The organism is Bacillus sp. FG16, from assembly GCF_057809515.1.
Window position 1 is genome coordinate 55,716 of record NZ_JBMDKC010000003.1, and the last position, 13,004, is coordinate 68,719.

The window sequence follows — 13,004 nt, forward strand, 5'->3', positions numbered from 1 at the left end:
TTGAATACTAAAAAACGAATTATCGGCTTAGACTTTGCTAGAGCTTTGGCGATGTTTGGTATGCTGCTTGTTAATTTTATGGTTATAACAGGTGCAGAAGGAAATGGTCCCCCATTTTTAATAACTTTCATGTCACTTTTTGAAGGTAGAGCTTCTGCCTTGTTTGTTATACTTGCTGGAATTGGCATATCTTTAATGACTAGATCATCTGTTGCTAGCAATGAAAAAATAAAAATTTCTAATAGCCGAAAAATCATCTGGAAACGGGCACTATTCTTATTTATTTTAGGATTATTTTTATACGTAATGGAGTGGACTGGGGATATATTACACTACTACGGTGTTTACCTTTTCGTTGCTGCATTACTCATTACAGTCCGAAAAAAAGCATTACTCTTGTTATCTATTATTATCCTACTCTTGGCACAATCTCTTCAGCTTACTTTCAATACTTTCGAAGGTTGGGGAGGCCCTACTCCATTTATAAACTATGTAGACTTCTGGACAATAAACGGTTTTCTTCGCAATTTATTCTTTAATGGTTATCACCCTTTTTTCCCTTGGTTTTCGTTCTTCTTAATCGGTATGATAATTGGAAGATTAGATCTTCATAATAAAAAGATTAGAGATAGGTTGCTCTTGCTCGGTATTACATTCACCATACTGATAGAACTTTTATCAAAAGGGCTCACATACTACTTCATTCCACACATTGGCAAAGAAGCTGCTACATTTTTGTTTAATACAGGACCCATTTTACCAAATATATTATATATTTTATCTGCTACAGGATCCGCTATTGCTATATTAATACTTTGCCTCTATATCACTGAAAAATATGAAAATAATTGGTTTGTTACTTCCATTATACAAACAGGTCAATTAACATTAACTCATTATGTAAGTCATGTATTTATCGGGATTGGGACATTAATTCTATTCAATAGAATGGAACATCAAGCACTACTTTTCGTTTTATTATTTGCTACTGTATTTTTCATTTTCAGTATTTTGTTTAGCGTATTATGGAGAAAGAAATTTTCTAGAGGACCTATTGAATGGATTATGAGGAAATTAGCTAGTTAATTTACCTCCATACGAAAAAGGAAGTTGGAATCATTCCAACTTCCTTTTTTCTTTAATTAGCTGCACTTAATTTAATTCTAAGTTTTGTTTCACCTAAAGAAAGTTCATCGTCTTCGTTCTTTAAGTGACCAAATGTAAATTGTTTAACGAGTAAGTTTTCTTCCAATAAATCTTTATGGTTCGTTAACGTTCGTTGTAGTTCTTCTTCTGTATCGAGAATAACATCGACTCGTAAATTAACTGGTAAATTCAACTGTTTACGATATTCTTGAACCGCACGAATGAATTCACGCGCTACTCCTTCTTGTAACAATTCTTCCGTTACATTCGTATCTAACATAACTGTATATTGTCCGTTAGTCGTATTAGAGAATCCTGATTTTGCAACTTTTTCAACTAACACATCTTCAGCAGTTACAACTACTTCTTCTCCTGGTGTTGCTTCGTAAACTGCTCTTTCTGTTGATACAAAGTTTTGTACTTCTTCTTGTGATAATTGTTTTAGCCAACCATTCACTGCATTCACATTTTTACCGAATTTCGGCCCTGCTGTTTTAAAATTGAGCTTCAATTGATATGATGTGTATTTTGTTTCATCGAGTTCAACATGGAACGCTTTTACATTTAACTCATCCATAACGATATCACGATAAGATTCCCAATCCATATCATTCTCGTTATGCTCAAGTAATACAAGTTCTGCTAGCGGCTGTTTTACTTTTAAAGAATGCTGATTACGGTTACTTCTTCCAAGTTCAACAACTTGTAAAACAGCATCCATTTCCGCTTCTAATTTCGGCTGAAGTAGTGATTCATTTACAACTGGATAATCAGCTAAATGAACGCTACTTCCTTCTAAATTAAGATGAATGTCTTCCGCGACAAACGGTGTGAATGGTGCAATTAATTTACTAATTGTTACAAGTACTTCATGAAGTGTCTCATACGCAGCAGCTTTTTCAGCGTTCATACCAGATTCCCAGAAACGATTACGTGAGCGTCTTACATACCAGTTACTCACTTCATCTACAAGTGCTGCAATTTCACGAGCTGCATTCGTAAATTGATAATCATCAAGTGCTGTTCTCACTTTTTTCGTTGTACTATGCAATCTTGATAATACCCATTCATCCAATTTCGTACGCTTTACATCATACGTTTCTTTCGGGTTATACTCATCTAAATTTGCATATAAAACGTAGAAGCTATACACATTGACTAATGTATCTACAAATTTAGATTTCGCTTCCAGTACGGTTCTTTCAGAAAAACGCTTCGCGTTCCACGGAGCACTATCAACAAGTAAAGCCCATCTTAGCGCATCTGCACCAAACTTATCTACTAAATCAACTGGATCTAGTGCATTCCCTTTACTTTTAGACATTTTCTGCCCTTCTTCATCTAAAACATGCCCTAGTGATAACACTCGTTTATACGGTACTTTTCCTGTATACAGTGCTGAGACTGCTAATAAACTATAAAACCAGCCGCGTGTTTGATCAATTCCTTCTGCAATAACATCAGCTGGAAACTGCTCTTCAAATAACTCTTTATTTTCAAATGGGTAATGATATTGTGCAAATGGCATGGAACCACTATCAAACCAAACATCAATTACTTCTGGTGTACGATTCATTGTGCCTCCGCATTTTTCGCAGCAGACTTGAACTTCATCTACATAAGGCTTATGCAATTCTAAATCTTCCGGTGTTTCTTTCGTACTATGCTTTCTTAATTCGGCAATGCTTTTCGGCGCAAACTGATGATCACAACTTTCACATTCCCATACGTTTAATGGCGTTCCCCAATATCTATTTCGGCTAATATTCCAGTCCACCATATTTTCTAAAAACTTACCAAAGCGTCCATGTTTCATATGATCCGGATACCAAGTAACTGAATCATTATTTTGTAAAAATGTATCTTTAATTGCAGTTGTTCGGATTAACCAACTTTCTCCTGCATAATAAAGAAGTGGTGAATCACAACGCCAGCAATGTGGATAGCTATGTTCATATTTTTCTTTATGATATAGTAAACCTTCTTTCGCTAAATAACGAACAATGTCAACGTCACAATCTTTTACAAATTTACCTTTCAAAAATGGTACCGCTTCTGTATACTCACCTTTTTCATCTACAACGTGCAAGAATGACAATCCTTCACTTTGAACAACTCTATAATCGTCCTCTCCATATGCTGGAGCAATATGAACAAGTCCTGTACCACTATCTGCCGTTACAAACTCTGCTGCGATAACGCGGTAACCATTTGTAACTTCTTTCATCGGAAATGGCGCTGTATAAGATGTGTTTAATAATTCTTCGCCTTTATGAACAGATAATACTTCATAGTTTTCTTTTAATACTTCTTGTACACGTTCTTTCGCAACAATGTATACATGACCTTCTTGTTTTGCTTTAACATATTCCATATTTGGATGTACAGCAAGCGCTACGTTTGCTGGAAGTGTCCAAGGCGTTGTTGTCCAGCCTAAGAAATACTCATTTTCACTATCTTTCACTTTAAACTTCACAGTTGCACTTAAATCTTTTACTGTTTTATACCCTTGTGCAACCTCATGTGAGCTCAATGAAGTTTGGCAGCTTGGGCAGTATGGTGAAACTCTATGTCCCTTATATAACAATCCTTTTTCATGGATCGTCCCCAAAATATGCCATACACTTTCAATATATGGATTCTCTAAAGTTACATATGGATCATCCATATCTACCCAATAACCAATACTTTCAGTGAATTCACGCCACTGCTTTTCATATGTGAAAACACTCTCTTTACACTTTTGAATAAATGGTTCAATGCCATATTCTTCGATCTCATGTTTACCAGAAATACCAAGTTGCTTCTCAACACCTAGTTCTACAGGTAAACCGTGTGTATCCCATCCTGCTTTTCTTACTACTTTATAACCAGCCATCGTTTTATATCTTGCTACTAAATCTTTAATTGCCCGACCAAGTGCATGACCGACGTGTGGTAAACCGTTCGCCGTTGGTGGTCCTTCATAAAACACAAACGATTGTGCGCCTTCTCGATTCTGAATTGATTGTTCAAAAATGCTTTGTTCGTTCCACTGCTTACGAATACGTGTTTCTCTCCCTACAGCTGACTCTTTTACATCTACTTTCTTCATCTACAATCACTCCTTTGAATGTTTTAAAAGCACACAAAAAACCCGCCCCTATGAAGTAGGGACGGGTTTACCCGCGTTACCACCCTAATTCTATTAGCTTTTCACTAATAGCGCTTAGCAACGTACTATCATACGTGTTCTTTGTAACGGTAGACATCCGTCCGGGCTTACTCACTTTCAGCCTCGGCTCCTCGGAGATGATTTTCAAATAACGTCTGTCCACCGGCTTTCAGCAATATACCGGCTCTCTGGAGAACAGTTCACTATTTTACTCTTTCTCGTCTTCAGATTTGTATACTTTATTAAAAGTTATTTTATGCCATTTGACAACTAATTGTCAACTAATTCAAAATATATTCTTATCCTTATCCCCTATTCTTATACAATTACTTTTCAAATTCTCGCAATGCTGCTAAATTTTCATCATCCTCAATACGTTCAGCAAAGAATCCCGATTCATCCTCACGAAGGACAATTTCAAGCTCTTCCTTCGCCTCTTCATTTCTATTTAACTGTGCTAAATAACAAGCACGATCATATCTTGCTAACAAATCACTTGCATCCATTGTTAATACTTCATTTGCTATTTTTTCTGCCTTTAGTGTTTGGCCGGCACCATGATATGAAGACGCTAAAGAAAGAAGAATTACTGTTTCATTTCGATGATGTATAGAAGCATTTTCTAATACTTGAATTGCCTCTTCAAACCTTTCTTGACTTTGGTACATTTCTCCTAAAGCAAGAAATGCTCTACTTACGAACGGTGTTTGCTCCGTTAATTGTAAGGTAATCTTTTCTGCTTTTCTTTCTTCCCCTGCTTTAAAGAATACTTGTGCTTGCAGAAGAAGAGTATCATAATCATCTGGTAGTTCTCGAACCATTTGCTTCGTTAATTCCAAAGCATCTCTTAACATATCTTCTTCCTCGCACTCAACGAAAAGATTTACAAGTTGCTTCGCTACTTCATAATCCCATTTATTTTCTAGTGACGTGTGCAGAATCTCTATCGCTTCTTTATTCATCTCTACATTCTCATAAAATAGCGCAAATCGCTGTGCTGCCATACTATTTTTCGGATTTAACTTTAAAGAGATTTCATATAAATCAATTATCATAGTAACCATTGAAATTTCTTTCGCACGATTTTTCATACGATAAAAAGCTCTCGTAATGATAGATCGTTTCGGCTGTTCATGCAGCTGGCGTTCAATCCATATTTCCGTAACCGCAGCTGCAGCATACATGAATGCTGTACTTCTTTCTGCTTTTTTCACCTTTAACGTATGAAGAAAATCTCGTATGTTAGACAATTTTTTATGTTGCTCTACTGCTTTTACATAAACATCAAATATACGTTCATTATCAAAATCTTTTTGTATTACTTTCATTGCAACTTCAATTGCTTTTACATTTCTTTTTTTCACTAATACTTTTGCATAATGATATAGAACTTCTATATGCTCACCATCTAATTGTAGTGCGTATTCAATCTGTGCTTGTTCTTTATCTATTTCATTCATCGCTCCGTACACATATGCAATCGCATCTAAACGCCATATTTCAGGTACTTCTTCCTCTAATTGTTCTAGTTCAGTCAGCAATTCTTCCTGAAGATTCATATCTACTGAAAGCTGTGCCAAATATTCCATATTAATATGCAACGGCTCTTCCTTCATCGCCTGAACCATATGACTTTGTTCTTTAGAACGGTTTTCTTCTTTTTCGTATATTTCCGCAAGCTGTAAATGTACACCTACGAAATTCCCATCAAGCTCTAAACATGTTTCATACGCTTGTTTTGCTTCCGTCAATTGCCCTAATGCCATAAGTGTTTCACCAATTCGGTAATACGGTAATGCCGTTTCCTTTTGTTCTATCGCCTTATTATATCTTTTCATCGCTTGGCCGTACTGTCCAATAGATTCATATAAAATACCTGCATAACAACCGTACTCACTTACTTCATTTCTTTCTTTGTGTAAAGTTCTTAAAAACGCTATACCTCGTTGTACAAATTCCGTTCCTTTAATTCGATTCACATATTCATCTAACGCACTTGCTACATTATAATCGCTTTTCTTTATACCATTTTCTAACTTAGATAGCGCTACTTTAAACCCTTCTTCATTTCCACCAAGTTCAAGTTCAGCATCCCATAAAACCATTCCTGCATTCATGAGGAAATCTTGGCTCTTTTCAATTTGCTTCTCAAGACCAAGAATGTATTCTTTTGCTTCCTTGTATTGTTCTCTTGCCATATACACTTGTGTAAGTCCGAAGTGAGAATAAACATCCTCATCGTTTTCTTCTAAAGCACGCTTATACAATACTTCTGCTTCTTCCAAGCTATCATTTTGAAAATGATAGTCACCTAATTTTACGTAAAGAGGTGCTTTATCATCACAATTCTCAATACCGTTTAATAAAATTTCTTTCGTACTTTCCTCATCCTTCAAATCAGATTCGTATATTTCCGAAAGTTTCGTATAAATGTAAGGTGCATTACTATCCAAATGAATCGCTACTTTAAGCCCTTTTATTGCTAAATATAATTTTCCTAGTTGATGTGCACATCTCGCTCGTTCATACCATACATGTGCTTCATATTTATACTCTTTTAACAAGTCATTAAAGATTTCATATGCTTCTTCATATCTTTCTAAATCTATTAATATTAAACCGTGATTCGTTAAAGTGAACCTTTCAGGACTGCGCTCTAACGCAACTTGTGAATATTGCAATGCTTTTTCAGATTGATCAATATACATATAGGATAAAGCAAGAAAACTCCAAGCAATAGGCTGATCTGCGTCTAATTGTAACGATGAACGAAAGCTTGAAATCGCTTCTATATAACTTTCCTGCTCAAAAGCATATCTTCCGTTTATTAAATGATATAAAGCACGATTATTTTTCTTCTCAACGCTTGTCAGCATTTGCTCCGCTTTCTCTACTTCCTGAAGACGAATAAAACACTGTGCACCATGCAATTTAACAAAGTCCGAGTTCGGAAACTTTTCCATTAACTTATCGATACAATATAAAATAAATTCTTTATCTACTTCGACATCTAAGTGCTTTATCGTATATAACCACGTATTTGGATTATCGCTCGTTTCTTTTAAAAATTGTACTAAGTTACTAATTCCCTCTTTATCCTGTTCATCTAAATGATCCGTAAGAGAAAAAATAGATTTAAAATAACGATTTTCTTCCTCACTTAGAAACGCTAGTTGCGCCTTCTTTTCTTTCGGAACAAACGTGATTGCTAAACAGCCTGTATAACGATATTTTTCTTGTAATTTACTATATTCCACAAGAACTGGTTCTATAAAGTTTGGATCTTGAACATAGAAAGCTTGCAATGTATCATCATATCCAGATAGAACTTGTACGTGTGAAGCATGCTCAATATCTATACTTAATAAAACAGGAATTCCTTCATCAATCAGTCTCTTATAATTCTCTTCATTCCCTTTAAAATAACGATAGTCATAACCTAATTCTTCTAAATAAGAAACAGTATCTGAAAACTTTGATCCTGTCATATCAAAAATAAACTCTGCTATTTCATCTTGTGTACGTGTCTCTCCCCATATACGCAACATCATCTCTAAACTTGTCGGAACACAATAATTATCCTTTTGTACAATAGGAACTATCGGCAAGTGAACCTTTTTTCCATCCGGATTTTTTTCTAAATTATGATATAAAGATTCTTTTAAACTCTTTTCTTCTTTTAATAGCTTTTGTAAATCTGCAAATTTATTCATTTTGTACAGCGCTTCTGCACGTAAATGTACAAAGTAAGTGTTATAAGCATGATATGGCAGCTGAGTATTTATGTTATCTATTACCGCTAACATCTCTTCATATTGCTCTAAATCTAATAAATACTTTACCTTCTCAAAATGAAAATATGGTACTTGTGGGAACTTTACAATCGCATCATCAATTAACTGTAGCGCGCGTTTTTGTTCCCCTTTATTCGCATACAATTGTGATAATAAATAGGTAGATAACTCTTCACAATCTTCATGCTGCATGCCAGCAATAAATTGTTCTTCCGCTTTCTCCCATTCGCCTGTATGCATATAAACGTAGCCCCATTTATCAAACACTACGCGCGTACTGTACTCCTCTGCTTTTTGCATATACATTAGCGCTTCTTCGTTTCTTTTCATTTCTAAAAGACATCGTACTAACGTAAAATATGTTTTCGCTAAAAAATCGGCATCTATTTCTTCTTTATTGCTCTCTTCTAAAGTTTCTTTTAACAGCTGCTCTGCTTCAAGAATTTTCCGCTCATCAATTAACTCATCACAATATAAAGAGAGCGTTCTCATATTTGGGAATTTTTTATAAGCGTAGCGAATGAGGAATGAACTGTATTGGTGCATAAGCCCTTCATCAGTAAGACGAATTAATATGTCAAACTCCTTATGCGAAGGAATATTAGCAAGCCACTTCTTCACATAGGATAAAGTATTCGTTTCTTTTATATATGCAATTTCATTATTTATTTTCTGTAATCCGTCTACAAATCTCTTATCTTTCAAACACGCTTCTAACTGCTTAAAATCTAGCATGCATTCACCTCGAATTTATATTTAAACTGCTACTTGCTTAGATTTTACACACCATATAGTATGTATTCAACTAAAATCTCTTATAATGGATGGTATTAATTAATATTATTCAAATTTATAACAAAATATAGTAAAAATGATTATTTTTCTCCGTATTTTGTTTAATTATATGGAATAACGTAACATGCGGTTTTTATCTTGTAGAAGCTGAAATCAGTACATAAAATTATATTGGCGATAATTCAAATATATCGGCGATTATATGTCGAATATCGACTTATCGACATTAAACGTCAATTCTTATATATCATATCTTTTAACATACTATATCACCAAATGTAATTTTCATATTCGGAGCATACACTAAAGAAGAATGCACATGAAATATTTTATAAAATCGTAGTTCAGCTTCATATTGAGTTAGCGCATTATCATATGTTAATCCTCTGTCTATTAAACGTTCTATAAATTGCTGCTTATCACCTGGATTCCCTGCAATCCCCTCTTCTTTTAATGAATGATACAAACTTTGTTTATCATTATGGTGCATATTAGAATCTAAAAAGTTCACTTTATCACTTACTCTACACTCAATATTTTTCACACCTAATTCACTTAAATACATCGGTATTTTCATACCAATATTTCCATCTTTTCCACTCCTCTGCGTGTCACTTTCAAATAAATTCTGCAAAATGCCTAGCTGGATAATTTCCGATTGGTTCTCTCCATCCAACGTGTATGAAGACATATTTGATATCCAATGTGGTTCAAAACAGATTATTTTCCCGCCACTTTTAACTGAATGAATCATTTTTTGTAGCATCGTTTTTGGTGAACTCATATGTAATAAGAAGGCATGACAAATTGCTATATCGTATGTATCGTTCAATTCAATTTCTATAGCATCTCCCTCCAGAAATTCTGACTCGTACGGAAGTAAACGAAACAACTCTCTCGCTTCAGCTAATAATGTTTCTCCACTATCAATGCCTGTATACTTTGATCCTTCTGGAAGTAAAGGCATTAATAATAAGCCTAAATAACCATACCCACAACCGTAATCAACAATATGTACGGGCTTAGTAATCTTCCAAACCATATTTACTAAAAAGCGGACATAATCGTCGTTGTAATATAAATCTCTTGTGTTTTTTAAATACGTTAGTTTACTGTTCCAATCGTACGTTTCCAAGTTCAACGCCTCCTTTTTATATATGACATTACAATTCTCCATTTAATACGGACATTCCTACACCTGAAACAACTCTATAAAAGTTTAGATTTAATAAAATAAAACTTCTACTTTCACATTTTCTATGAAAATAAATAGGCATACATATCTACTACGATACGTATACCTATTTGTTTTACATCTCCTCAGGAGCATCCACCCCAAGTAGACGTAATCCTTCTTTTAATACAACTGTCACAGCATACACTAATGCCAGTCTACTGTCTTTCTCTCCGTTCTCTTCTAATATACGAACATTACCGTAATATTTATTGAACGATTGTGCTACATCTAATACATATTTCGAAATAATCGATGGCTCATTTTTATTGAAAGCTGCTTCAATTACTTGTGGGAATTTGTTTAGTAATTTTACGACACTCCAGCTATGGTCGTCTTTTAAAGCAAACGTACATGTTTCAAATTCTACACTTTCTTTTCTTAAAATAGAGCAAGCACGTGCATGTGTGTACTGTACGTACGGGCCTGTTTCTCCTTCAAATTTCAGCATGTTTTCTAATGAGAATTCAATATTGTGCATACGCTCATTTTTTAAATCGTGGAAAATAACTGCCCCTACACCGACTTGCTTTGCTACTACTTCTTTTTGTTTTAAGTTTGGATTTTTCTCTTCAATATTTTGTTTTGCAAGTTCGATTGCTTCCTCAAGTACTTCTTCAAGTAAAATAACTCTTCCTTTACGTGTCGACATTTTCTTACCGTCTTTTAATATGAAGCCAAACGGTACGTGTTCCATACCATCAACCCAAGTGTAGCCAAGTTTTTTTAATACAGTGAAAAATTGATTGAAATGTAAGCTTTGTTCTGGGCCAACAACATATAGCGCTTTATCAAATCCATAAGTGTTTTGACGATATAAAGCAGCCGTTAAGTCACGCGTTGCATAAATCGTCGCACCATCTGACTTTCTAATTAAGCATGGCGGCATACCTTCTTCTTCTAAATTAACGACTAATGCGCCTTCTGATTCTTCCAGTAAGTCGTGCTCTTCTAAAATCCCAATAAAGTCTTCCATTTTATCATTATAGAAAGCTTCGCCTTGAAAATTAGTAAATTCCACACCGAGAAGTTCATAAATACGAGAAAATTCTTTAAGGGACTCATGACGGAACCAATTCCAAAGCTCTACCGCTTCTTCATCACCTTCTTCTAATTTCTTAAACCAAGCACGTCCTTCTTCTTCTAATTCATCATTCTCTTTTACTTCTACATGAAACTGAACATATAACTTAAATAGCTCACGTATTGGATCCTCTTTCACCACTGCTTCATTTCCCCATTTTTTATAAGCCGTAATTAACTTTCCAAACTGTGTTCCCCAATCCCCTATATAATTAATTCCTACAACTTCATAGCCACATTTTTCAGCGATATGTCTCAGTGAATTTCCAATCATTGTAGAACGTAAATGCCCCATTGAAAAAGGTTTCGCGATATTAGGAGAAGAATAATCGATAACTACTGTTTTTTCACATCCAAAGTGATTTTGACCGTACTCTTCTTTCTCAGCTAAAATTTTCTTTAATACTTCATCACTTACAGTTTCACGATTATAAAATACATTTACATAAGGACCAACGGCTTCTACTTTTGTAAAGAACGGATCATTTAACTTCTCCGCCACTTCCTTTGCGATAATAGCTGGTGCTTTTTTATATTGCTTCGCTAATGAAAAACATGGGAACGCTGCATCTCCAAATTCATCTTGTTTCGGTGTTTCGATTAAATCTAAAATTTGATTTTGCGTTAATTCATTTACAAAAATATTCGATAAACTTTTCGCAAACTGTGTTTTATATTCCATACTACAACCTCCTTATTTTTTAAACACAAAAAACTCGTCTCTAAAAAAGAGACGAGTTTGAACCCGTGGTACCACCCTTGTTGTTCGTTACGAACCACTTTCCCGTTTATAACGAGGACAGGGGGCCTCGGCTTTCTCTACTATTCGTTCAAGAAGCATCTCCGAAGTGCGCTTCATCTTTTCTTCCGTACTAGGCTCACACCATCCCTAGCTCGCTTTCCTTCTAAAAAAGATTACTCTCTTCATCACAGACAGTATATTTAATTAATTATTGCTTATTATACATCTTTTCAAACAATTAGCAAGGGCCAATTACACCAAAGTGAAACTTAGCACTTTTTCTTTTGTATACGTGAAAATTGTGTTTTTCAAATCTAGAACTACGGAAATGATCTTTTAATACGACACGCTTTCTCGCCACTCGCTTCGCCTCCGCAATTGTTTCGTCAGTAATATCATGATACAAAGCGAAATGTTTTAACCCTTTAATTCCGTCAGATTCTATGACAGTTTCTTCAAACATCGGATCAAGGTAAACGACATCGTAACTATTGTCTTTACATTGCGCTAAAAATGAAAAATGCTCCGTTTGCTTTACATTAATTCGTTGCATTGCCTCATCAATTTCAGAAACGGATGAAGACCATGTTTTCAAACCATTCCTCATGATATAAGCCATATATTCGTTGCCTTCAAGTCCTGTTACTGTTCCACTTTCACCAACAACATAACTAGCTACAATACTATCTGATGCCATGCCGAGCGTACAATCTAACACTGTCATTCCGCTCTCTAATTTAGCAGCTTGTACAAACGGATCGTGCTCTCCACGCATTAACCTTTTTACACGAAACATCGCTGAGTTCGGATGAAAGAAAAATGATTCTTCCGTACCTTTCGGATAAATAGCTAATCGGTTCTTTCCTACGACAAGTACATCTTGTTCATACTGCTCATGTAATTTATGCACTGGTATATCATTACGTGAAATGAAAGAACGATTTAATTCTTCCGCTACCCTTTTTGCATATGCTGTCATTTCTTTATTTGTTCTTCCTGCTGTTGTTACTATCATTCTTTCACCTCTATATAAAGAAAAGAGGGAGATTTACTCTC

6 protein-coding genes and 2 other annotated features are annotated in these 13,004 nt (G+C 35.0%); of the genes, 1 reads left to right on the forward strand and 5 read right to left on the reverse strand.

Going from position 1 to position 13,004, the window contains the following annotated elements; translation table 11 throughout:
* Positions 1-1,086 (forward strand): DUF418 domain-containing protein, encoded by a 1,086-nt coding sequence (locus ACODS7_RS02285; protein WP_029442195.1) that lies wholly within the window; start codon positions 1-3, stop codon positions 1,084-1,086.
* Positions 1,087-1,138: 52 nt separating this feature from the next.
* Here the strand turns inward: ACODS7_RS02285 and ileS are convergent, their stop codons facing one another.
* The 5 genes from ileS to ACODS7_RS02310 all read right to left on the reverse strand — a co-directional run bounded on the left by ileS (position 1,139) and on the right by ACODS7_RS02310 (position 12,963).
* A complete protein-coding gene (gene ileS, locus ACODS7_RS02290; protein ID WP_029442194.1) occupies positions 1,139-4,240 on the reverse strand; it encodes an isoleucine--tRNA ligase in 3,102 nt (1,033 codons plus the stop codon).
* Between the two features lie 54 nt (positions 4,241-4,294).
* Positions 4,295-4,534 (reverse strand) — a binding site (T-box leader).
* Positions 4,535-4,626: 92 nt separating this feature from the next.
* On the reverse strand, positions 4,627-8,829 hold the full coding sequence (locus ACODS7_RS02295; RefSeq protein ID WP_098629190.1) for a bacteriocin-processing peptidase family protein: 4,203 nt from the start codon (positions 8,827-8,829) through the stop codon (positions 4,627-4,629).
* Positions 8,830-9,145: 316 nt separating this feature from the next.
* Positions 9,146-10,024, reverse strand: a complete 879-nt coding sequence (locus ACODS7_RS02300) for a class I SAM-dependent methyltransferase (RefSeq protein WP_048564447.1) — start codon at positions 10,022-10,024, stop codon at positions 9,146-9,148.
* A 175-nt stretch (positions 10,025-10,199) separates the two neighbouring features.
* Positions 10,200-11,888: an arginine--tRNA ligase gene (gene argS / locus ACODS7_RS02305; protein ID WP_243168126.1), complete on the reverse strand. Its 1,689-nt coding sequence runs from the start codon at positions 11,886-11,888 to the stop codon at positions 10,200-10,202.
* Between the two features lie 44 nt (positions 11,889-11,932).
* Positions 11,933-12,146: a binding site (T-box leader), on the reverse strand.
* A gap of 40 nt (positions 12,147-12,186) precedes the next feature.
* Entirely contained in the window at positions 12,187-12,963 is a 777-nt protein-coding gene (locus ACODS7_RS02310) for a class I SAM-dependent methyltransferase (RefSeq protein ID WP_098629192.1), read from the reverse strand.
* Between the last annotated feature and the right edge of the window lie 41 nt (positions 12,964-13,004).

Excerpts from the sequence above, each read along its gene's own strand:
- ileS (WP_029442194.1), bottom strand. The coding sequence starts at position 4,240 with ATGAAGAAAGTAGATGTAAAAGAGTCAGCTGTAGGGAGAGAAACACGT.
- ACODS7_RS02295 (WP_098629190.1), bottom strand. The coding sequence starts at position 8,829 with ATGCTAGATTTTAAGCAGTTAGAAGCGTGTTTGAAAGATAAGAGATTT.
- argS (WP_243168126.1), bottom strand. The coding sequence starts at position 11,888 with ATGGAATATAAAACACAGTTTGCGAAAAGTTTATCGAATATTTTTGTA.
- ACODS7_RS02310 (WP_098629192.1), bottom strand. The coding sequence starts at position 12,963 with ATGATAGTAACAACAGCAGGAAGAACAAATAAAGAAATGACAGCATAT.